The sequence below is a fragment of the Paractinoplanes maris genome (genome assembly GCF_023544465.1).
Taxonomy (GTDB): domain Bacteria; phylum Actinomycetota; class Actinomycetes; order Mycobacteriales; family Micromonosporaceae; genus Actinoplanes; species Actinoplanes maris.
This window is the reverse complement of record NZ_JALPVL010000002.1, coordinates 360,857-383,063: the sequence shown is the minus strand read 5'-3', so window position 1 is coordinate 383,063 and position 22,207 is coordinate 360,857. Positions and strand designations below refer to the sequence as shown.

The 22,207-nt window shown below is 69.8% G+C and carries 19 protein-coding genes and 1 pseudogene; 6 read left to right on the top strand and 14 right to left on the bottom strand.

Going from position 1 to position 22,207, the window contains the following annotated elements; translation table 11 throughout:
- Nucleotides 1-420 precede the first annotated feature (420 nt).
- The 3 genes from NAG42_RS06705 to NAG42_RS06695 are packed head-to-tail and all read right to left on the bottom strand — an operon-like array spanning nt 421 to nt 3,312.
- Nucleotides 421-2,298, bottom strand: a complete 1,878-nt coding sequence (locus NAG42_RS06705; RefSeq protein ID WP_250029327.1) for an FtsX-like permease family protein — start codon at nt 2,296-2,298, stop codon at nt 421-423.
- Between the two features lie 5 nt (nt 2,299-2,303).
- Nucleotides 2,304-3,089: an ABC transporter ATP-binding protein gene (locus NAG42_RS06700; RefSeq protein WP_250028811.1), complete on the bottom strand. Its 786-nt coding sequence runs from the start codon at nt 3,087-3,089 to the stop codon at nt 2,304-2,306.
- Between the two features lie 28 nt (nt 3,090-3,117).
- The gene (locus tag NAG42_RS06695) at nt 3,118-3,312 is read right to left on the bottom strand and encodes a hypothetical protein (protein WP_250028809.1); all 195 of its coding nucleotides are present in this window, start codon (nt 3,310-3,312) and stop codon (nt 3,118-3,120) included.
- A 243-nt stretch (nt 3,313-3,555) separates the two neighbouring features.
- Between NAG42_RS06695 and NAG42_RS45285 the strand changes: the two are divergent.
- From NAG42_RS45285 to NAG42_RS06685, 3 genes and pseudogenes are all read left to right on the top strand, one after another.
- Nucleotides 3,556-3,720 (top strand): annotated as a pseudogene (locus NAG42_RS45285) (AAA family ATPase); the annotation flags it as partial.
- 73 nt (nt 3,721-3,793) lie between these two features.
- Nucleotides 3,794-4,471, top strand: coding sequence for a DUF8612 domain-containing protein (locus NAG42_RS06690; protein ID WP_250028807.1), 678 nt, complete (start codon nt 3,794-3,796; stop codon nt 4,469-4,471).
- The gene (locus NAG42_RS06685) at nt 4,468-4,617 is read left to right on the top strand and encodes a hypothetical protein (RefSeq protein WP_250028805.1); all 150 of its coding nucleotides are present in this window, start codon (nt 4,468-4,470) and stop codon (nt 4,615-4,617) included. The genes NAG42_RS06690 and NAG42_RS06685 overlap by 4 nt, the downstream gene beginning before the upstream one ends.
- A gap of 107 nt (nt 4,618-4,724) precedes the next feature.
- Here NAG42_RS06685 and NAG42_RS06680 read toward each other — a convergent pair whose 3' ends face one another.
- The 5 genes from NAG42_RS06680 to NAG42_RS06660 all read right to left on the bottom strand — a co-directional run bounded on the left by NAG42_RS06680 (nt 4,725) and on the right by NAG42_RS06660 (nt 8,120).
- Nucleotides 4,725-5,180, bottom strand: a complete 456-nt coding sequence (locus tag NAG42_RS06680) for a hypothetical protein (RefSeq protein WP_250028803.1) — start codon at nt 5,178-5,180, stop codon at nt 4,725-4,727.
- The gene (locus NAG42_RS06675) at nt 5,177-5,752 is read right to left on the bottom strand and encodes a hypothetical protein (RefSeq protein ID WP_250028801.1); all 576 of its coding nucleotides are present in this window, start codon (nt 5,750-5,752) and stop codon (nt 5,177-5,179) included. The genes NAG42_RS06680 and NAG42_RS06675 overlap by 4 nt, the downstream gene beginning before the upstream one ends.
- A gap of 222 nt (nt 5,753-5,974) precedes the next feature.
- Nucleotides 5,975-6,715, bottom strand: a complete 741-nt coding sequence (locus tag NAG42_RS06670) for a phosphotransferase (RefSeq protein ID WP_250028800.1) — start codon at nt 6,713-6,715, stop codon at nt 5,975-5,977.
- A gap of 88 nt (nt 6,716-6,803) precedes the next feature.
- On the bottom strand, nt 6,804-7,265 hold the full coding sequence (locus tag NAG42_RS06665; RefSeq protein WP_250028799.1) for a DUF8821 family protein: 462 nt from the start codon (nt 7,263-7,265) through the stop codon (nt 6,804-6,806).
- Nucleotides 7,266-7,283: 18 nt separating this feature from the next.
- On the bottom strand, nt 7,284-8,120 hold the full coding sequence (locus NAG42_RS06660; protein WP_250028798.1) for an alpha/beta fold hydrolase: 837 nt from the start codon (nt 8,118-8,120) through the stop codon (nt 7,284-7,286).
- Between the two features lie 56 nt (nt 8,121-8,176).
- Between NAG42_RS06660 and NAG42_RS06655 the strand changes: the two genes are divergently transcribed.
- Complete coding sequence (locus tag NAG42_RS06655; protein WP_250028797.1) at nt 8,177-8,779, top strand: TetR/AcrR family transcriptional regulator; 603 nt, start codon at nt 8,177-8,179, stop codon at nt 8,777-8,779.
- A gap of 25 nt (nt 8,780-8,804) precedes the next feature.
- Here NAG42_RS06655 and NAG42_RS06650 read toward each other — a convergent pair whose 3' ends face one another.
- The 3 genes from NAG42_RS06650 to NAG42_RS06640 form a co-directional block, all read right to left on the bottom strand.
- Entirely contained in the window at nt 8,805-10,313 is a 1,509-nt protein-coding gene (locus tag NAG42_RS06650; RefSeq protein ID WP_250028796.1) for a PH domain-containing protein, read from the bottom strand.
- Nucleotides 10,310-10,753, bottom strand: coding sequence for a PH domain-containing protein (locus tag NAG42_RS06645; RefSeq protein ID WP_250028795.1), 444 nt, complete (start codon nt 10,751-10,753; stop codon nt 10,310-10,312). Before NAG42_RS06645 ends, NAG42_RS06650 begins: the two co-directional genes overlap by 4 nt.
- Nucleotides 10,754-10,900: 147 nt before the next feature.
- Entirely contained in the window at nt 10,901-13,903 is a 3,003-nt protein-coding gene (locus NAG42_RS06640; protein WP_250028794.1) for an EAL domain-containing protein, read from the bottom strand.
- 203 nt (nt 13,904-14,106) lie between these two features.
- On the opposite strand from NAG42_RS06640, the gene NAG42_RS06635 reads away from it, so the two are divergent.
- A complete protein-coding gene (locus NAG42_RS06635; RefSeq protein WP_250028793.1) occupies nt 14,107-15,711 on the top strand; it encodes a chitinase in 1,605 nt (534 codons plus the stop codon).
- Nucleotides 15,712-15,845: 134 nt separating this feature from the next.
- Complete coding sequence (locus NAG42_RS06630; RefSeq protein ID WP_250028792.1) at nt 15,846-16,880, top strand: glycosyltransferase family 2 protein; 1,035 nt, start codon at nt 15,846-15,848, stop codon at nt 16,878-16,880.
- On the opposite strand, the gene NAG42_RS06625 is transcribed toward NAG42_RS06630, so the two are convergent.
- Genes NAG42_RS06625 through NAG42_RS06615 form a run of 3 tightly spaced genes read right to left on the bottom strand, consistent with a single transcriptional unit; the run spans nt 16,877 to nt 22,082 of the window.
- A complete protein-coding gene (locus NAG42_RS06625) occupies nt 16,877-17,710 on the bottom strand; it encodes an ABC transporter ATP-binding protein (protein WP_250028791.1) in 834 nt (277 codons plus the stop codon). The genes NAG42_RS06630 and NAG42_RS06625 overlap by 4 nt on opposite strands.
- Nucleotides 17,700-20,459: a hypothetical protein gene (locus tag NAG42_RS06620; RefSeq protein WP_250028790.1), complete on the bottom strand. Its 2,760-nt coding sequence runs from the start codon at nt 20,457-20,459 to the stop codon at nt 17,700-17,702. Before NAG42_RS06620 ends, NAG42_RS06625 begins: the two co-directional genes overlap by 11 nt.
- 54 nt (nt 20,460-20,513) lie before the next feature.
- Entirely contained in the window at nt 20,514-22,082 is a 1,569-nt protein-coding gene (locus NAG42_RS06615; protein WP_250029326.1) for a DEAD/DEAH box helicase, read from the bottom strand.
- Between the last annotated feature and the right edge of the window lie 125 nt (nt 22,083-22,207).

Genomic DNA, 22,207 nt, shown 5'->3' with positions numbered 1-22,207 from the left:
AGGCCGGCTGCTTCACTTGGCTCGGACCAGCCAATATGCGATGTCTGAGTGACCAGGCAGACGCTCGTAATGCCACTTCCTATCGAAGCGATCGTAGATTGGGCAATATGTGCAGATCATATGGCTATGGATCAGAGGAGCGGGCGTCGACTTCATGTCGGCCGTCGCGGGCTCGACCCTCCGAGCGATCATCGAGCGACGTCAGTCAGCGGGCGAAGCTTTGTCGCAGGTCATTGGCCAGCACAGGGACGTCGGATCTCCTTAGGAAACCGATGTTCTATCCCCTGAGCTACCAGGGCCTGCGGCCCACACCGTACCTACCGGGGCGTTCCTAGGAGTGCCCGGGCATCCCGTCGGGTGCCCATGGGGGCCGTACGCGGGCGGGGCTGGTCACCACCTCCGCCCGCCGGCCGTCGGGCTTCACCCGGTGGCCCGGCGGACGGCCCATGCCGCCGTCGCCGTGGTGGCGCCCACGGCCGTGACGACGACAGCGAGGCTGAGCAGGACGTACGTCGTCAGGTCGACCACAGGTACCTGCCCAGGCAGCAGTCCGGCGCTGACCCCGAGCACAGCGGGGACGACGGCCGCGGTCCCGATCAGCCACGCGAGCACCCCGGTGAGCAGCGACTCGACGAGCAGCATCCTGCTCAGCTGCCGGCGCGTCGTGCCGGTCCGGTGCAGCAGGACCAGCTCGGCATGCCGGCCCGCTGTCGTGAGCACCAGGGCGTTGACGGCCCCGAGAACGATGAAGACCAGGAGCAGGAGCAGCAGCAGCGTGGACAGCTGCTGCTCGGCGGCGTCGGGGCTGGTCGCGCCGGCGGCGTACTGCGCCGGGCTCTGGACCGTGTAGCCCAAGTCCCGGATGCGGTCGGCGGTCTGGGCTGTTGTCGCGTCGTCGGTGGTCGTGACGAGCAGGGTCGAGGGCGTGGCGTCGGAGCCCAGCGAGGTCGCGGTCTCCGGTGCCATCAGGTAGCCGCCCACCCCCAGTCCTCGCTCGTAGACGGCGACCACCTCCAGGCGGTGCTCGGCGCCGTCGTAGCGCACCGTGAGCGAATCTCCCATGCCGAAACCGAGCAGGGACGCGGCGTCCGAGCTGATGGCGACGGTGTCGGGTGCCGACAGCGCGGCCAGCGAACCGTCGGTGACGCCGGGGTCGAAGACGCCCTGCGGCACGTCGGGGGGCACGGTGAGTGCTCTGGTGCTCTCCCAGACGAGGCTGTCAGGGGTGCCGGCGTCGTCCTCGTCGCGGACCTCGACGGGCACCTCTGCTAGGGGTGCCACTTCCGCGACTGCGGGTACCGCGGTCAGCTGCGAGGCCGCCGACAGAGCGCCGGTCAGCACCAGGTCCGAGGTCACGGCAGCACGCAGCTGCTGCTCGGAGGCCTGGCCGAGCGCACTGTTGACGCTGGTCTGGATGGTGCCGACGGACAGGGCCAGCGCCAGCGGCACGATGACAGTGGTCAGGCGACGTGAGAAGCCACGGACGTTGTGCAGGGCGAGCCGGGTCGGGGCCCCGGTCCGCGCCCCGGCGAGCAGGACGGTCCGGCCGAAGGTCCGGGCGACCAGCAGCGGTCCGGCCAGCGCGACCGCGCCGATCAGGAAGAACGCCGAGAGGCCGGCTGTTTCACCGCCGACGCTCCCCGGAACCCAGAGCGGCGTGAACGCGACGGCCAGGCCGGCCACCGCCGTGAGGAGCGCGAAGATCTTGCGGATCGGCCCGATCCTCGGCGTCTCGACCGCCGAGCTGCGAACGGCGTCGGTGGGCGGGATCCGCAGTGTCTCGCGGGTCGCGAGCCGACCGGCGAGCATGGCGGTGGGCACGAGCAGCGCCACGGCCGCCAGCACGGGCAGCGGGGACAGGGAGAGCTGGGAGCCAGGCGACAGCATCCCCGCGTCCTGCAGGAGCGGGTCAAACCGCCGGGCCAGCAGGACCCCGAGTGCAGCGCCCACAGGCACGGCGACCAAAGCGACGAGCAGCAGCTCGAAGGAGACCTGCTGCCGGACCTGGCCGCGGGTCGCGCCGACGGTGCGCATGAGGGCGAACTCCCGCCGACGGGCTCGCAGCGCGAGGGTCACCATGGCCGCGACGACCATGACGACCACGACAAGAGCGATGCCGGAGTACGACGACGCGAGCGCGACCAGCGTGCCACCTTCGACGCCCGCACCGGCACGGGACCCGGACTCGAAGAACACCCCGACCAGGGACACCAGGGCCCCTGCGGTAGCCAGGACGAGCGCGGTGCCCGACAGGCTGGTGCGGTGCGCTCGGGCGCCGGCGAGCGCGAGGGACCACATCCCGCTCACCGACCCAGGGCGAGCATGCGCGCGGCGACCTGCTCGGCCGTCGGGGCGGTGACGTCGTCGACGACGAGCCCGTCGGACAGGAAGACGACGCGTTCCGTCGCGGCCGCCACGCCGCTGTCGTGGGTGACGAGGACGACGGTCTGGTTGAGCCTGCGTGTGGCGTCGCAGAGCAGCTCCAGCACCTGCTGACCGCTGCGGGAGTCGAGGGCACCGGTCGGCTCGTCCGCGAAGACCACCGAGGGGCGGGTCATCAGCGCGCGGGCGATGGCCACCCGCTGGGCCTGCCCTCCGGAGAGCTCGCCGGGCAGGCGGTCCTCGAGACCCGCGATGCCGAGGGTCCTGACGAGTTCCGCGAGCCAGGCGCGGTCCGCGGTGCGGCCGCCGAGGACGAGCGGGAGCTCGATGTTGGTGAGGACGTCGAGATGGCCGATCAGGTTGTAGGACTGGAAGATGAAGCCGACCTGGTCGCGCCGGAACCGGGTGAGGTCGTCGGGCGAGAATTTGCTGGTGTCCGTGCCGCCGATCACGACCTGTCCGCGGGTCGGCACGTCCAGCCCGGCCGCGACGTTGAGCAGCGTCGACTTCCCCGAGCCGGACTGGCCCATCACCGCGGTCAGCGAGCCGCGGGCGAAGTCCAGCGACACGCCGCGCAGGGCGGCGACCGGTGTCGCGCCGTCGTAGGTCTTGTGCACGTCGACCAGCCGGACGGCGGGCTCGGTCCTGGAGGTCCCGCTCCTCGGGGTGTCGACACCTTCGACGTCGACGTCGGGAGGGTTCGGCATGGCGGTTCTTTCCGTGTCCACGAGGCGCTCAGCGGGCGACGGCCGGCGGGCCGATCGGGAGGTACGTCTCGACCGGTGTGTCCAGACCGACCTTGTCCTCGCCGACCAGCGCGTTCAGACTGCGCTGGACCAGGGAGGTGTCGGCGTGGGCCGCGGGCGCGGCGACGAGGCCGGCGCCGACGGTCACCAGGGCCGCCCGGAAGCGGGGAGGAACACGGGACATCGGGATCTCCTGTCGGAAGGATTCAATACTGTGAATTCTTCCGGCATTAGAAACGGTGTTTCCACAACACAGTCAAGCCGAGCGGCAGCATTCGATTCTGTTTCAGTACCAGGATGACATCGACGTCGGACACCCTCCTGTGCCGCTGAGTCACCCACGGTTAGGAGTCCGAGGTCTGTGTCTCCGGGAGCATGAAGGATGTGTGAACGGTAGCCTTTAAGGTGCGCACCGACGCCGGTCCTCATCGACGAGTGGCAGCGCGAACCGGCAGCCTGGGATTTTGTGCGGCGCAGCGTCGACCGTGATCCCGCACCGGCCCGGTTCCTGTTGACCGGCAGCGCTAGCCCTACGTCTGCGCCGACACATTCCGGAGCGGGGCGCATCGTCCAGCTCCGGATGCGACCGATGAGCCTTGCCGAGCGGGCGTTGGCGGAGCCGACGGTCAGCCTGGGGGGAGTTGCTCACCGGACGGCGGCCGGCCGTGGGCGGAGGCACTTCGCTGAGCCTCGTCGACTACGCCGAGGAGATCGTGCGCTCCGGATTCCCCGCCATCCGGCAACTGCCGCCGCGCGCTCGCAGGGCACAGCTCGACGGCTACCTGAACCGTATCGTCGAACGAGACTTCCCCGAGCAAGGCCACTTGGTACGCCGCCCCGACACCCTGCGCGGCTGGCTGGCCGCGTACGCCGCTGCGACGGCAACCACCAGTTCCTACAACGCCATCCTGGACGCGGCCACACCCGGCGAGACCAACAAGCCGGCCAAGACGACCACGACCGTGTACCGCGACGTGCTGTCGCAACTGTGGCTGCTCGATCCGGTGCCCGGCTGGCTGCCCAGCCGGAGCGCCTTCAGCAGACTCGGCGCCGCACCGAAACACCATCTCGCCGACCCGGCAGTGGCCGCCCGACTCCTCGGTGTAGACGTACCCGCCCTGCTCGACGATTCAGCACCGGCGACGGCCGTACGCCGGCCCGGTCCGCTGCTGGGCGCCTTGTTCGAGTCGCTGGTGACGCTCAGCGTGCGGGTTTACGCGCAGGCAGCTGAAGCCACGGTTCATCACCTACGCACCTGGGACAGCCGGCACGAGGTGGACCTCATCATCCAGCGCGCCGATCAACGAATCGTGGCGCTCGAGTCAAGCTGTCTCCGTCGGTGAGCGATGACGATGTCCGTCACCTCACCTGGCTGCGCGGACACCTCGGCGACGACCTACTCGATGCGGCGGTCATCACCACCGGGTCTGAGGCGTACCGCCGCGCTGACGGAATCGCGGTCATTCCGCTCTGCCTGCTCCAACCCTGACAACCGGCGCATGGGCCAGCGAACTTTCGGCCTCCTTGCCGTTCCAGGGTTGGGCAGGCGTGCGAGGTCGACGTTGTCCGCACATGCATCGCGGGGAGCGCCTGGTATTACCAGGTTCGAGACCAGTCCGGCGGCGGCATGACCGGTAGATCCGGCTCGCCGGTTATTGGTTCGAGGGCGTACAGGACGGCTAGCTCGTCGCTGTCGGGGTCGGTTTGCACACGTCCGTAGCTGCCGTCTGCGGCTACGAGGAACCAGTAGTCCGGGGCTGGGCTGCCGTCATCCAGCAGTGCCCGGGTGCCAACGACCCGGCAGATGGCCTGGGCGAGTTCGAGTTCGCTTGCGTTGGTCAGTTTGTGAAGCTTCTCGCCGGCGCTGAATTCATGCCCGAACTGTCCGTCCGCCGGGGTGATCAGGGCTACTGGGTCGGGGCCGGGGTGGTCGTTGAGTTCCTCGTACGGTCCGACGTATACCAACTCCAACGGCACGGTGTAAATGGCGTGCAGCGCCTGCCGCAGCGCTTCCACGGGCGCTTCCCGGTCGAAGTAGATTCCGTAGGTCATGCCTCACCTTTGTAGCTCTTGTGGTGCTTGAAGACCTCGAGTGCTGTCGGCCAGTCGGCGTCGCTGATGCTCGGGTCCCGGCGTAACGCATCTCGGGCCGCGCCGATGTCGCCGTCGGTGCCGATCAACTGCTTGAGGACCTTGTATTCGGATCGCGACAGATTCACGAGGCCGGGTCCTGAGTCCGGGAAGACCGTTCCGGTTGATTCCACAGCGTACGTCCGGCCGTTGATCTCATAGCGGCTGATCTCCTCGATCCACCGTCCGCGGCCTGCGGTGATGCCCTCCAGGTCGCCCGCCACGTCCGTGCCGGGGAGTACGACGGTGTTCTTGTCCTTGGCCGGGCTCTTCGGTCGAATGTTGTTGAGATTGTGCCGGTTGTTGGGCGGCTTCAGCGGGATCTTCGCTGCCGGCCCCCGGACAGGCTCCGCGTCCCCGGCTGCTGAGGCGCCCGAACTGCCTGGCCGACCCAGTCTGAGGACTTCGGCGATCCGGCGTTGGGCCCCGCCGACGCTGTCATCGCCGCCGGGGCTTCCGGTGGATGGCGGGCGTCGGGGGAGGCCCGCCTCCACCGCCCCCGCTTCCCGCTGTGGGTTCCGGCTCTGCTGAGGAGCCTTTGGGGTGCGGGGTGTGCGACCTGGCCATGCCTCCCACCCGTCAGCTGCCTGGGAGAGGCGATCGTATCGACAGAAGTCAAAGAATCGGCAGGACGGGCAGACGCCCGTCGACCTTCAGGAACGGCGAAGGGACTGGTATTGCGGGGTGCGTTTCTGCGGCAGCGGCGCCGGAGTGCTTCACACGCGAGATGTACCGGCGCGTGGCTTCGACCGGTGATGGCTCCAATGGGCTGCGGCGTCAGCGAGTGGGCCGAGGTGACTTTCGGACGGTCGTTGCTGTTCGCGTTCGCGGCTCAGGCTGGCAATGCCGGCGGCGAAAGCGTCGATGGCCTCGTGACGACCGGTCGACCACACGGGGATTCCTCTGGCCCAAGCCTCGGCCTGCTCGGGGCTGTGGCCGGCGCGAATCAGTCGGATGGCCATGAGGGCGGTGTCGATCCAGGCGGCTCCTCGGCATGGCATCGACCAGTCCACGAGGGTCACGCCACCGTCATGGAGGAGGAAGTTGTACGGAGTGACGTCCGTGTGGATCAGCGTATTGCCTTCGACCATCTCGGCGGGAATGTGATCGGCCCATCGGGTGGTGGCCGGCTGCACTTTGGCGGCGGGGCACGGCGTGAGCATGGTTGCCATCGCGCTCAAAGCAGCGGCCACCGCGGGCAGATCAGACGAGCCTGGGTTCAAATCGGGATGCCGACCGGCGACGTACTCGAATCCGAGCAGTAGCCAGCCGTCGCGGTCGACCTGCCAGAGCAACCTGGGCATCGGCGGCGGGAGACTGGCATTTATCCGAGCCTCGTTGCGATGCATCCAGCCCAGGGGATTGTCGGAAGCGACGCCTTTGCAGAACACGCGGCTCGTGTCGGTTTCCAGAATGACCGCAACGTCGGAGACCACGCCTGTCTCGACCAGTGTCACCTGGACGATCGGGCCGGTGCGGTCCTCGGCCTCAGCTCTGACACCGGGCGGCAGTTCGTGCCATGGACAGCGAGGCACCGCGCGGGGGTCAGTACTCGTTCTTGATGACGAAGTAGGAGCCTCGGATGGTGCCGGCCAGTTTGGACTTCTGGCGGGCGAACTTGAAGGAACTCAGCTCGTCCGGCACCTCCATGCCGTCGGAAAGCTTGAAGCCGACCGCGCGCTTGCCGCCGTCGTCGAGGGTGTACAGCACGTTGATGGACAGGCCGCTCTCGTAGAAGACGTACGCCATTTTGATGTTTTCCACCTGGAACTCGGTGGCCTCCAGCGGGCGGGACGTGATCACCAAGCCGCGTTCCTTCTCCAGGATGTTGCTCACCCAGGCGATGGTCGACTCGGCCTCGGCGGCCGGTGAAGTCTCGAACGTGTGGTCGTACTTGTTCTTGAAGTATCGGGCCTCATTTGCCCGCAGGCCGGCCAGGGCGTCCACGACCGGGGACGATTCCAGGCCGGTGGTCGAGACGGTGCTGAAGTCCACTGCGTGAGCCATGTCAGTTCCTCCTTTAGCTCAGCTCAGCCTAGCGATCTCGTCGGCCACCAACTGCGGTTCGTCGAGGGGCAGAAACGTACGGCCGGTGGGAATTTCGGTCAGTGTCGCTTGAGGGAAGGCGTCGTGAAGGCGGCGGGCCAGCGTGATTGTGAAGAATGGGTCGGCGGTGCCCCACAGCAGGCGGACCGGCTTCGTGAAGTTGTGCAGTCGGGTGGAGACGTCGAGCAGGTCCTTCGGGTCGATCTGGCGCAGCAGCGCGGCGGTGTCGCGGCGGATTGCCGGGTCGGTGAGCAGCGGGGTGATCCAGCGTCGGGTGAGGGCGGGGTCGAGCGGGTCGCGGACCAGGCCGCCGAAGCCGATCACGGAATGCCGCAAGGCCTTCGGGCGTACGGCGGTCATCACGGCGCGCAGGCGGGCGGGTCGGCGTCCGGCGGCGACCAGGAGGCCGAACGGCGCGGGCGGGAACTGGTCGAAGGCGTCGCAGTTGGTGAGGACCAGGCGGCCGATCCGGCTGTCGTCGGCGTCGATCAGGAACTGGCACAGCGCGCCGCCGGTGTCGTTGCCGACCAGGGTGACGTCTTTGAGGTCGAGCGCGGCCAGAAATTCGGTGGCCAGCCGGGCGACGCCGCGGGGGCTCAGGTCGGTGCCGGTGGGCCAGGGGATGCGGTGGGAGCCGAGGGGCAGGTCGGGCGCGAAGCTGCGGATGCCACGGGTGGCGAGCGCGTCGGCCACCTTTGTCCAGAGCTCGGCGTTGACCAGCAACCCGTGCAGGAAAACGACCGGGGGTGCCGTGCTGACCTGCGGTCCGGCGGCTCGGTACTCGATACGACCCTGCGGAATGTCGATGACAGCCATGCCGGCTCCTCGCGATACCGTCGGTACGTGACACCTCTAACATACGTACTGTCTGTATGAAAAGCGAGCGCCGTACTCAGGAGCAGCGATCGGCGTCGACCCGGGCTGCCCTGATCACCGCGGCTCGGCCCCTGTTCGCGGCTGCGGGCTTCGCCGGGGTCAGCACCGAGGCGATCGTCCGGGCCGCCGGCGTGACGCGCGGGGCGATGTACCACCAGTTCGCCGACAAGACCGAGTTGTTCGCCGCCGTCTTCGAAACGGTCGAGGCCGAGCTCACCCAGCGCATCGACGCCGCGGTCGCCGGGAGCGGCGAGAGCAGCCCGATCGCGCTGATGAAACTTGGCGCGGCCACCTGGCTCGACGCCGGCGCCGAACCGGAGATCCAGCGCATCGTCCTGATCGAGGCGCCGTCGGTGCTGGGCTGGGAGCGCTGGCGAGAGATCAGCTTCCGGTACGGCATGGGCCTGGTTCACAGCCTGGTCGAGCACGCCATCGCGACCGGGCACCTGCCGGCCCAACCTTCACAACCTCTTTCGTACGTCCTGATTGGAGCGCTGGATGAGGCGTCGCTCTATGTCGCGCGCTCCGACAACCCGGCGCAAGCTCGCCGCGAGGTCGGAGCCGTGATCGATCGCCTCATCGCCGCACTCGCCACATAGCGGAAGCCGCCCGCGCAGCGAAAGCTCAGTCGACCAGGAACTGGTGCAGCAGGCCGGGAACGGCGGCGCGGGCCACCCGCAGTGCCTCGGCGTCGTCCACGTCGGGAATGGCGTAGCTCTGCCGGCCGCCCGCCGTGGTGGCGACCAGCGTGGTCAGCCCCACCCGCCGCTGGAACACCGAGGTCGTCAGGTTCCAGCCGATCACCGCGTCGGTGCGCAGCACGTAGCGGCGGCGCACCAGGCTGCCGTGCCGGCTGACCAGCCAGTCTTCGGCCAGGGCGTGCCCCAGCGCCGCCGACCTGTCCCGGGCCAGCAGCATACTGAGCGGAAGCATCACCAGCGCCGTCCAGAACGCCCACCACGGAGCACTGGCCAGCAGCACGAACGCCAGCACCACCAGGACCAGGACGGTGCTGACCGTGACCGCCCGGGTGAGCCGGCGCAGGCTTGCCCGAGGACCGTGCGTGGTCAACGCCATGGTCAGCGGCTCGGCCTCGCCGATCACGGTGGCCGCCACGTCCACTGCCACCGCGCGGGGTGCGGGCGGCAGCAGGATCGAACCGCCGCGTTCGGCGCCCCGGCCGACCCGCAGGCCGGTGGCGATGGCGATGACCCGGGCCCCCCGCACTGCTCGCAGCAGCAGCGGTTCGCTCAGCTCCACCCCGCGCAGCCGGCGCTCCTCGATCGTGGTGCTGCGGGTCGTGAGCAGCCCGCGCCGCACGTGCAGGGTGCCACTCTCATGCCTGCTCAGCCGGAAGTTCCAGAACGACAGGATGTACCCGCCGGTCGACGCGACCGCCGTGAACACGATCACCGCGGCGGCCACCAGCAGGATCGCCACCGGCAGCGGCCGGTCGGCCAGGTAGTCCATCGAGTCGTGGACCGGGCCGATCTCGGTCAGGTCGACGTGGCTCTCGTTGACCAGCCGGGAGCCGAGGCCGAACAGCACACCGATCGCCACCAGGCCGGACAACGTGAACGGCCCGTACCGGATCCAGGCCGGGCGCAGCGCCGCCAGGACGGTCTCGGGCTGGACGTCCTCCTCGGCCGCCGGTGAGCGATGCAACAGCTCGCGGTGCAGGTTCTCGGCGGCGCCGGCGGCCAGCCCGTCCAGCTTCACGCCGTGGTTCTTCTTGTCGGTCTGTCCGGTGCCGACGGTGACCCGGGCCAGGCCGAAGACCCGGTGCAGCACGTTCGACGTGACGTCCACCGTGCGGATCCGGTCGCGCGGCACGGTCAGCGTCCGGCGGCGGAACAGGCCCCGGCGCAGCTGGACGTGGATCGGGGTGATCCGGTAGGAGGTGGTGAAGTAGCGGAGGAAACCGAGCGCGATGCCGATGCCGCCGATGCCCAGCGCCCACCAGCCGGCGTCACCGTCGCCGCTCTGCACCCCGATCAGCACCGCGATGAGCGGGAAGATGAGCCGCCGCAGCTCCATCACCGGGTGCACGGCCAGCATCCGGGGGCTCAGCCGGCGCCAGTCGGCGCCGGTGTCGACCGGCGCTTCCTCCTCCACGTCGACCGTGGTGGTCATGTCGCGTCCCCGGTGGTCCGGCCGACCCGGGTGGTCAGGTCGGTGACCAGTTGGTCGGCATCCGCCGCGGCCAATCCGTCGATCTTGAGGGGGCCGGCCGCCGAGGCGGTCGTGACGGTCACGTTGGCCAGTTTGAACAACTGCTCGATCGGTCCCCGCTCGCTGTCCACGGTCTGCACCCGGGAGATCGGCGCGATTCGCCGTTCCTGGTTGAGCCAGCCCGTCTGGGTGTAGACCGCGGTGTCGGTGGCCTCCCAGCGGTGCACCCGGTAACGCCATTGCGGCATCACCACCATGTGCACGGCAGCCAGCAGCAACCACACCACACCGACGATCACGTGCGGCAGACTCGCGCCGTCGCTGTCGGCGAACCACCAGATCACTTGCGGGACGAGCAGCACGATCCACAGCACCGCGGCCTTGACCGTCCAGTACCACAAAGCGCGAGGACTGACCCGATGCGCCGGTGGTCGTAGTCGCGCCGTATCCGCCGTCATAGTCACGCCTTTACAGTCGCATCCGTGGCCCCTGTCGGGTGACCCGGTTCGCCGGGGGACGGGCACGACATATGTCACGACCCGGCACGACTACCAGCCGCCGACCCCGGCCAGGACCCGCTCCACCGGGACCGGCTTGCCGAGATAGAAGCCCTGGCCGAACGGAACGCCGCAGGCCACCAGGGCGTCGCGCTGGGCGGCGGTTTCGATGCCTTCGGCGATGACTGTGCAGTGGTGTTGTCCGGCGAACTCGACGAGGGCGCGGATGGCGGCCTGGCGGGCGGTCTGGGTCTCGACGCCCTCCAAGGAGGCCAGTCCCAGCTTGAGGAAGGCCGGCCGCAGCGTCTCGATGCGGGCCAGGGTCTCGTAGCCCGCGCCCAGGTCGTCGACGGCCAGGTGGACGCCGCCCAGGCGGGCCAGCTCGGCCGGGGCCGCCTCGCCGATCTCCAGGACCAGCGGGCGGGGCGCGGTGGCCAGCAGCGGCGCCAGCTCGTGGGGGCGGCGGAGCAGGTCCGGGGTGACGTTGACCGACAGCCAGGTGCCGTTGGGCAGGGACGCGGCGGAGGCGATGGAGGCCTGGATCAGGGCGGCGTCGAGCGCGATGTGCAGGCCCTGCGAGGAGGCCGCGGCCAGGGCGTCGCGCGGGTTGCTGCCGTCGGCGAACCGGGTCAGGGCCTCGTAGCCGACCACGTGGCCGTTCATCATGTTGTGGATGGGCTGGAAGACGGTGAAGAAGCTGAACTCCTCGAACGAGTGGGCCTGGGAGCCGGTCGACGACGACTTCCAGGCGCCCGTCTCGGTGCGCTGCAGCCGTACGGTGGTCTGGCCGGCCGTGGCCCCGTGCTCTTGCCGATAGTGCAGCACCTGCGCCCAGTCGCCCACGACGGCCGGCGTCGTCGCGACCGCCTTCTTGCGCGAGCGACGTGCCCGGCGCGGGGTGACCGGGCGGATCAGCCAGTCGCGCAGGTGGGTCAGCAGGTCGACGACCGTGTTGCCGAGGCCGACGAAGGCCATCATCGCGTACAGCGACAGGCTCAGGTTGAGGGCCGCGAAGACCAGGTTGTTCCACAGGTGGTGCTGAATGTCGACATAGACCGTGTAGACACAGAGCGCGATCAATGCCAACGGCAGGAACAGATAGCTGGTCGCGGCCGTCGTCCGGTTGCGGACCTTCGGCGTACGTTTGAACGCGCTCTTCTCCCCGGTCAGCAGTTGCAGCAGTGAGGCGATGCTGCCGGACAGGTTGACCGGCAAGAGGATCAGGTTGAAGCCGTAGATGCGGAGCATGTCCGACCGCTTGTAGCCCAGGTGTTTCAGGTCGGCCGCCATCATGAAGAAATACGGCACCGAGATCAGCAGCAGGATCGGGTTGAGCAGGTCCTTGTTGAACGGGTAGACCAGCATGACCACCAGGCACACGGAGCTCCAGAAGATGGAGGCCATGTAGTTGACCCGCAGGAAGTACTCGCCGAAGCGGTTCTTGTCCTCGCGTTTCGCCTTCGCCCGGAACTGGTCCTTCAGGCGCGACAGGATCAGCAATCCGCCGTTGGCCCAGCGCTGCCGCTGGATGGCCAGCGAGCCGAAGTCGGGTGGGGTCGCGCTGTAGGCGAGCCGTTCCGGATAGTTGTGCAGCAGCCAGCCCCGGACACCGAGGTCGATGGTCGATTCGGTGTCCTCGATGACCGTACGGTCCTGGATGTATCGCTTGATCTCCCAGTCGCCCTCGTACGAGGTCTCGCAGATCTCGTCCAGGGCCTTCTTGCGCAGCACCGCGTTGGCGCCGACCCAGAACGTCGCCCCGTAGTGCGTCATGCCCTGGTGGACGATGTATTGGATGTCGGTCGTGGCGCCCGAGATGCGTTCGATCCGGGTCGCCGAGCCGGGATAGGCGCTGTACGGGGTCTGCGCCACCGCGTGCTGCGCGTACGCGCCCTGCTCGAGCAGGTGGACGAGCCGCAGCGCGTACTCCGGGAGCAGCACACTGTCCGCGTCGAGGGTCAGCACGTAGTCGGGGTTGGGCACCACCAGGTCCGCCCGGTTCGGGCCGGCCGTCACCAGCGCCGTACCCAGCGGTGTGCTGACTTCCTGGTAGGCGCCGCCCATGAGCCCGATGTAGCTGTTGAGGTTCATGGCCTTGTTCGGCTCGTGCGACAGCGACACGTACTTCTTGCGCTCGAAGCTGGTGACCCGGGCGTCGAAGATCGCCAGCAGCCGGCGGTGCAACTGGCTCATCCGCCCGACCGGCAGCGTGACCTGCTCGTCGGCGCCCTGGTTGAGCGCGCCCGAGATCTGGCCGAGCTCCACCGCCAGCGGGTGCAGGATGTGCTCGACGAAGAACGTGTCGGTGTGGTCGACGATCTCCTGCCGGGCGCCGAGGTCGTAGAGCCAGTCCGAGGCGAAGCGGTACTCACCGGCGAGCCGGCGCATGTCCTCCAGCATCACCAGGTAGCCGCCGCGCATCCGCACCTGCTCGTCGAACTGCGCGTACGCGTTCGAGACCCGGGTGAACGGCAGGCGCAGCTCGGCCTCGATCGCCGCGGGCAGCGCGCGGGCGGCCAGCAGCATGTCGCGGGCCGCGCGGGTCTTGGGCTGCCGCGGGTCGTCGATCAGCAGCGTCACCCGCAGGCCGGGGTACTCCTGCAGTGCCGCCGACAGCAGCGTCGTCCGGTTCGTCCGCTCATCTTCCTGGTACGAGGGCACCAGAACCGTCAAGGACGGGGTTTTCCCGCCGATGAACTCGTCGAGCATGATCCGCGGCGCCCGCTGGTGGCCGCGGGAGCGGTAGAAGTAGCCGATCCGCGTGATCAGGTAGGCGATGGCCGACGCGGCCAGACCGGTGACCACCAGCATGTAGACGATCGCCTCGATCGCCAGCCGGACGCTCGAGGCGTGACCCGCGATGAACTGCTGGATGATCGTGTATGTGACGTAGCACGCCCAGACTGTGATGGTCACCACGATCGCCAGGCGGCCGCGGGTGATGCGGCCTTCGGACACCGCGGGCGGCACGATCGGGTGAGGCTCGGTCCGCCGGTCGGCTCCCCACTGGCGCTGGGCGTCCCGATCGCGGTGGTCCGCCGGTGTGCGTGGCATGCGTTTTTGGGCCTTTCGATCCTGATTTGCGGCAGCACCGCATGGCGGTGCCCGGCGGAATTGTCGTTGCGAGATCCACATCCGGCGTCCGTTGTCCGGTTTGGAGCCCGGCTCCGGCGTCCCCTTGTTCTCGTCCCTTCGCCCGATCGCGAAAGCCGGTCGGGTGGGCCAGCGTGTGGCGACCGCGAAACGAGAGGGCTTTCATGACGGACCGCGCCACCCCCGTAGCCGCGCGGGCGGAATACGATCCGCTCGCCGACCCGGACTGGCAGGAACCGGAGCCGCCGCGCAAGCGGCTCTCATGGACGCGGCTGGGAGTTCTGGTGCTCGCGCTGGGCCTGCTCGGCGCCGGGGGCACCTTCGAGGTGATGCACCTGCGGAACACGGCCGGGCCGACCGCCAAGTCGTGGGCGGTGCCTTATGTCGATGTCACGCTGACGCCGACCTTCCAGTTCCAGGACCCGACGGCCAACCCGGCCAACGACGTCGCCCTGGGCTTCGTGGTCGCCGACCCCAAGAGTCCCTGCGCGCCGAGCTGGGGTGGCGCCTACACGCTGGACGGGGCGGACACGTCGCTCGAGCTCGACCGCCGCATCGACCAGCTGCGGCAGGCCGGCGGCGACATCACTCTCAGCCTCGGCGGCCTCAACAACTCGGAGCTCGCCGTCGCCTGCACGAGCCCGGCCAAGCTCACCGCCGCCTACCGTCAGCTGGTCAAGCGGTACGACGTGCGGACGCTCGACCTCGACATCGAGGGCGCCGCGGTGGCCGACCGGGCCTCGCTGAAGCGCCGGGTGGCCGCCGTGGCCGCCGTACAGAAGGAACGCGAGAAAGCCGGCAAGCCGCTCGCCGTGTGGCTGACCCTGCCGGTCGCGCCCAGCGGCCTGACCGACGACGGGGTCGGCGTGGTCCGCGGCATGCTCGAGGGTGGCGTCGCGCTGCGCGGCGTCAACGTGATGACGATGGACTACAACAACGGCGACGCCCGCCCGGACATGCTGGCGCTGAGCCTGAGCGCCCTCGGCAACACCCACAAGCAGCTCTCCGACCTCTATCTGCGGCTCGGTCAGAAGCTCACGTCGCCGCAGGTCTGGTCGCGGATCGGCGCCACCCCGATGATCGGTCAGAACGACATCGACAACGAGCGCTTCACGCTGGCCGACGCCGACGGCCTGGCCCGGTTCGCCGTCGACAACGGCCTGGGCCGGGTCTCGATGTGGTCGATCAACCGGGACGCACCCTGCCGGGGCACCTTCGCCAACGTCGTCGTGCACTCCAACACGTGCAGCGGCGTCGATCAGGACCCGCTGGCGTTCTCCAAGGTCTTCGCCGGTCTGCCCGGCCAGGCCCCCGGCCGTGACGACCAGGACTCGGTCGAGATGCCCGATCAGGCGGCCACTGTGGACGACCCGAAGACCAGCCCGTACCCGATCTGGCGGCTCAGCGCGCTCTACGCGGCCGGCTACAAGGTCGTGTGGCACGGTGTCGTCTACGAGGCCAAGTGGGCCAACTCGGGTGTCGACCCGGCCGCCGCACCGGCCGCGGGCACCCAGAGCGCGTGGACGGTGGTCGGCCCGGTCAGCCCGGTCGAGAAGGCCCCTCGCCCGGTCCCCGTGGTCACCGGTGTCACCAAGGTCTGGACCCCGGGCACCGTCTATCGCCGGGGCGCCCGGGTGCTGTTCGACAGCCTCCCGTACGAGGCGCAGTGGACCACCAAGGACGAGACCCCGTCCACCGCGTTCCCGGTCGACGCCGACGACCCGTGGAAGCCGCTCTTCAACGTTCCGGGCGAACCCAAGACGAACTGAGGGCGCGACGGCCGCTCCACTGCTGGTAGCGGGCGTGGTGAACGCTGACACACAAGGTGGCCACACCGTAGTCACAAAACACGGCTATTCTTGCTCGCCGTCGGGTCGTCATGCTGGAAGGAAGTACGTCTCTCATGCCTCAGCTGGTGACGCTGTCGGTTGTGACGCCGATGTTCAACGAGCGCGAGGCGGTCGACCACTTCGTGGCACGGCTGCGGCCGGCGCTCGATGGGCTGGGGGATTCGTACGAGGTTGTCGCAGTGGACGACGGCAGCAGCGACGCCACCGTGTCGAGGCTGATGCAGCTCCGGGTCGAGTGGCCGCAGCTGCGGGTCGTGGCTCTGCGGCGCAATGTGGGACACCAGACGGCGTTGCGCGCGGGCCTCAAGGCGGCGCGCGGCGAATACGTGGTGAGCATCGACGCCGACCTGCAGGACCCGCCCGAGGTGATCGGTGACATGCTAGCCGCGGCCCGGCGCGAGAACGTCGACGTCGTCTATGGCGTGCGCAGCGACCGCAGCACCGACACGGCCTTCAAGCGGAACACGGCCGGCCTGTATTACTGGATGATGCGGCGCCTGGTCGGGCCGTGGGTCAGCGACCAGGCCGGTGACTTCCGGTTGATGAGCCGGGCCGTGGTCGACGTGCTCAACGACCTGCCCGAGCCCCGGCCGGTCTACCGCCTCGTGGTGCCGTCGCTCGGGTTCTCCAGCGCCGAGGTCAGCTACGTGCGCGAGGAACGGGTCGCGGGCGAGACGAAATACCCGCTCAGCCGCATGATCCGGCTGACCTTCGACAGCATCACCGGTTTCTCGGCGTCGCCGCTGAAGATCGCCACCTGGCTCGGGCTGCTCAGCTTCCTGCTGTGTGTCGTGCTGATCGTCACCGGCCTGGTCGCCTGGGGCACCGGCGCGACGGTTCCGGGGTGGACGTCGCTCTACATCGCGGTTCTGCTGCTCGGCGGGGTGCAGCTCATGTGCCTGGGCCTGCTCGGGGAGTACGTGGGCCGGATCTACGCGGCCAGCCAGGGGCGGCCGGCGTTCCTGGTCGCCTTCGACACCGCGACGTCCTCGACCGCCCACCCGCTGTCCGGCGGCCCCATCACGGTCGACATCGACGCCGTCGAGCTGGTCGGCCACCCGGACCGCGAGCGCGCGCCGATCGCCTAAGCGGGCGGGTCGATCGCCTGAGCGGGCGGGTGCAGCTCCACGTGGCCGTCGACGACGGTCACCACCACCCGGCCGTCCGGGAAGAACGGCAGGGCCTCGTCGGGGAGCTGCAGGCGGCCCAGGCCGTCGAGATTGGCGGTGTGGTTCTCGTCCGTGCCGTGCTCGCCGGAGAGCACCCCGTGCCGCAGGCGCAGCACCGTGTCGGCGAAGGCGATGGCCCGAGCATCGTGGGTGGCCATGATCACCGCGCTGCCCTCGGCCGCCCGCGCCCGCAACAGGCGCAGCACCAGGGCGGCCGACTCGTCGTCGAGTTCGGCGGTCGGCTCGTCGGCGATCAGGAGCGCGGGGGCACCGACCCCGGCGGCGGCCACGGCCAGGCGCTGCTGCTCACCGCCGGACAACGCGAACGGGCGGGCGGCGGCGCGCGAGGTCAGCTCGACCTCGGCCAGGGCGGCGTCGGCATCGACCCGTACGCCCCGCAGCTGAGCCATCTGGGTGATCTGACCCCGGGCGTCGAGCTGCGGAAAAAGGCTGTGCGAGGGGCGCTGCGCGACCCAGCCGATCTCGGTGCGGCGCAACTGCTGCAGCTCGCGGCGCGACAACGAGGAGACCAGGCGGCCCCGATGCCGCAGCTCGCCGCCGGCCGGTCGCTCGCGCAGGGCCAGCACGGCCAGCAGGGTGGACTTGCCGCTGCCGGACGGGCCGGTGATCGCCCGGATCCGGCCCTCGGTCACGGTGACGTCGACGCCGCGCAAGGCCTGGGTGGGGCCGGTCCGCGCGGCGTAGAGCTGCAGCAGCTCGCGGCCTTCGAGCAGGGGCTCATTCGTCACGGTAGGCCGCCTCCTCGGACGACGAACGGTCCCGGGCCACGAAGACAGCGAGCAGCGTGGCCACGACGGCGGCGCCGGCCGTGACCACCAGCGCGGTCGGGGACAAGGTGAACAGCAACCGGGGCAGCAGTCCCGGCTGGTCGTCGAGCAGCCGGGCACCGAGCGGGGCCAGCGCGAGCACCCCGGCCACGGCGGCGGCCAGAGCGACCAGCGACAGCAGCACGAACTCGACCGCCCGGGCCCGTCCGACCCGCCGGTGGCCCAGGCCGACCCGGGCCAGCATGAGGTCGGCCGGGCGACGCAGCGCAGCCGTCCGCTGGGCATAGATACTGAGCGTGAGGATCGCCAGCAACGCCAGGTAACCGGCGATAGCGAGCTGGTAACCTCGCGCACGGCTTGTGGCCACATAGTCCGACGCTTGCCGCAGCGAGGCCGCGGAGTCGATCCGCTCGGGCTGCACGCCGTGCGGGGCGGCGACCGCCGCCACCCCGTCGGCGCCGGCCGAACTCCAGATCTGGACCTGCGGGAAGACCTGATTGGCGACCTGGTTGCGCGGCCGCAGGCGCGGGTCGTCGACACCGAGCCGCCCCAGTGTCGGGTCGGCTGCGGCGACGTACATCGGCCGGCCGCGCTGGCCGGGGAAGGCGCGCACCCGTCCGGCGACCTCGAAGTTCTGATCCTCGAAGCCGACCTGCATGCGCAGCGTGCTCTCGCCGTCCGACACCGGATCGGCGACGGTGATGATCCGCGACCGGCCGACCTCGTCCACCGGCCGGGCCGCCAGCGACGCCACGGCCTCACGGGCCGCGGCCAGGTCGGCGCCGCGCCCCCACAAGGCGATGTCGGCGAAGCGCGCCGGGTCGATGAGGAGCAGATCCTTCTGGTCGTCGTCGAGCAGTGTCCGCACATCGGTCCGCCACACCACCATGCTGCCCTCGGGCAGAGGCGGCATCCGTACGCCGGGGACCGGCCCCTTCGGAAGCGGCTTCATCGGATCTTCCTTCGGCACCACCGGCGCCGCTTCGTCGAGCTGCCAGGACCCTTCGAGTACGCCGGTGCCCTCGGCACCGGCGGCCACGGCGATCCGGTCGTCGGCCGAGATCTCGGTCGAGTGCACCGCGGACAGCGCGAACAACAGCATGCCCAGACCGGCGGTCACCACCACGACGGTGAGCCGGCGCTCCGTCCCGCCCGACCCGAGCCGCCGCCGGGCCAGCCAGAGCACCGCCCGGCCGGGCGAACGCGGCAGCTGGGCCCGGCCACCGGCCAGGCGCCCGGGCAGCCAGCCGGCGACGACGCCGACCGCGGCCAGCACCAGCAGCGGCACGAGCAGGTCGACCCCACCGGCCGGGCCGCCCGCGCTGACCAGCCCGCCCGCGCCGACCAGGGCGGCGATCACCACCATCGAGCCCCACGGCAGGGCGCGCCGCATGGTGGCCGGAGGCGCCGGGCGTACGCGCCGGGAAGCCGCGACCGCACCGACCACAGCGACCGACGCCAGACCGGCCAGGACGGCCGCGCCGCCCGACCGGGCGGCCGGGGCCAGGGATTCCTCGACGACGCCGGGCGGCCCCAGCCGAGCGACGAGTTGCCACGCGACGAACCAGCCGAGGGCCGCCCCGAGCACGGCCGGCAGCAGGAACTCGAGCAGCCAGAGGCCACCCACGCGGACCGGCGACAGACCCACCGCGGCCGCGTGGCGCAGCTCGCGCTCGCGGCGCCGGGCCGACAACAGGGCGACCGCGAGCACCGAGGCCAGGCCGATGCTGATCGCGGCCCATTCCACGGGCCGGGTTCTCTGCCGTACGGCCTCGGTGGTGACCTGGGCCGTGGCGACGATCCGGCTGATACCGGTGGCGAACCGCAGCGCCAGCGGATCGTCGCCCTGATCCGGCAGCGCACCGGCGTACTGGCGGCGCAGCAGCTCGATGTCGGTCGCCGTACGCCGCGCCTCGGCCAGCGTCGAGCCGGGGGTCAGGGCCGCCTCGACCGACCAGAAGAGCGGATCGTCGACCGACTTCGCGAGCCGCTCCACGGTCGCGATGTCACCGACCAGCAGGTAGGCCGGAAGCGTCTCGTACTCCGTGTCGGGCGGAGTGTCCCCGCGGCGCAGCGACCACGTGCGGCTGCCCGGCGAATCGGCCGGAAGCCGCCCGCCCGCATCGACGGCGTAGATGCCGCTGACGGTGGTGGTCGCCGTCCGTGGCGTGCCGCGAGCCCCCTGGCGCAGCGAGAGCCCGATCTGGTCGCCCGCCCGCACACCGAGCTCGGCGGCCATCGGCGCGGGCAGCCAGAGCCCGTCCGGCCCGCCCGGCCCGCCCGGCGTCCCGACCAGCTCGGCCCCGGGCTCCTGCACCGCGAACAAACGCCCGCGCTCCTGCTTGCCGCCCGCGGCGACGGTGAAGCCCCAATATTGCGGCGAGGCGAGTTCCGCCCCCACCGACTGCCCGGTCAGGTCGGGCTCGCCCAGCCCCGGCACCGCGCGCAGGTCGGCCAGCACCGGCTCCTGGTCGATGCTGCCCGGCCCCACATCGGCCGACACCCGCACCACAGCCGCGTCGTTCTGCCGGGCCGACGCCGGGATCTCATCTCGCCGTACCTGAAAGGCCGCATTGTCCGAAGCCTCGGCGAACATCGGCCCGGCCGACCCGGCCGCCCCCAGCACCAGAAAAGCCGTGACGATCAGCACCGACCACGCCCGCTGACGCAACCCACCCAGCACAGCAGCCACAGCGAGCCGGTCGCGCATGGTCCTCCTTCGGCCGAAAGCCCACGGGCCCTACCTCGAAGAAGCTATATCAACTCACCGTGATGCCGTGGCCCACGCGAGCACCTGCCCGGGCGTCGTCCCGACCCGGAAGTCCAGCACGTCCTCGGCCACGTCGACGAGTTCCTCGATGAAGTCCTCATGGGCGCCGCGGTTCGGGTCCTCGGCGGTGCCGGCCACGTACAGAACCACCAAGGTCGCCGGGCGTCCGTCCTCCTTCGGCCGGATGACGCGGCCCATCCGCTGGATCATCTGGCGTTTGCTCCTGGTGCCCGCGAAGACGATCGCCAGTTCCGCCTCGGGGAGGTCGATGCCCTCGTCCAGCATCCGCGGGGCGGCGAGCATCTTCAGTCGTCCATCCCGGAACGACGCCAGGGCCTGTTTGCGCTCGTCGCCCGGTGTCTCCCCGGAGATCGCCCGGGTCGGCACTCCGCACCTGGTCATCAACACAGCGACTGCCTCGGCGCAGGTGGTCGTCTCACCGAAGATCAAGCCACGTTCGCTGAGATGGGCCAGTGGTGCCAGTCCGGCCAGAGCCACGTATTTGCTCTTGCAGTCGGCCAGCAGCTTGCGGCGATCGTTGAAGGCCTTCAGATAGCGGCCGGCCTTCATGGTCGCGCGAAAGTCGCCATGGCCGCCCCGGGCCAGCTTGTTGACGGCGGTCATGAATTCACCGAAAGGCTCCGGCGGGCATCCGTATACGTTGATCAGGAGGTCGCGGAGCTCTCGGGTGGCCTTGTTGAGATCGCGGTATCTGCTTTGTTCCTCGGCCGAGAACTCAGTGCCGACGAACGCGATGCGGAAGGGGGCGAGGATGCCATCGGCCAGTCCGCGCTCGTAACTGCAGCCCGCCACGACATCGCCGAAGTATGGTGCCAGGCAGCGCTCCAGCCCGTTGTCCTCCCGGGCGTAGGTCGCCGTCAGGCCCAGCCGGGCGCCGAAGCCTTCCTCGAGCGCTCTCGCGAATTTCTCGGCTCCATAGCGGTGAACCTCGTCCGCCACCAGAAGGCCCGGCATGCCCTCGGGCAGCACCTCGTATCTCGCCACAGTCTGCACCGTGGCGACCAGGACGCTGTATTGGTGGAAACTGTCTTCGTGGTCGCCGCCGAGCCGGCCGACAGAGACGGCTCTGAGGTCACGTTGCAGCACGTCATACCATTGATCGAGCAGGTCCAGGCCGGGCACCAGCACGAGCACCCGCTCCCCGCGGTCCACGGCGGCCGCCGTGGCCAGCACGCCGACCGTGGTCTTGCCGGTTCCGGTGACCGCCTCCACCACACCCCGTCGACCGGCGGCCATCCAGGCGCTCAGTGCCTCCTGCTGCCACCGGCGCGGTTCCTTGCCCGCGTAGCCGGCGGGAAGGACCGGACCGATCCGGCGCGACAGGGCCGCCGGGTCGGCGACCCGCCATCGCGGCGGTGTTTCCCCGTCGTTGACGAACACCGCACGATTCGCATAGAGCGCCCGGTTGACATCCCTGGTCGTGAGCTCGGGAAAACCCGATCGAAGCAGTTCCGCGCGCAGTTCCCTTTTGGTGCGATCCGGCTTTTCGGTCAGGAGCCGCCGTAGCCACAATTGCATCGGATCCCGGTCGGGCCCGGACATCAGCACGCCTCTCGTCCTGGATGGACATCACCATTGCGGTGCACCGTACCGGCTTGTTCACCGATGGTTCGGAAGCCGTGGGAAAGAGAGCCTTTCCGGTCGAGGGCGAGCCTGTCCGAGGCGTA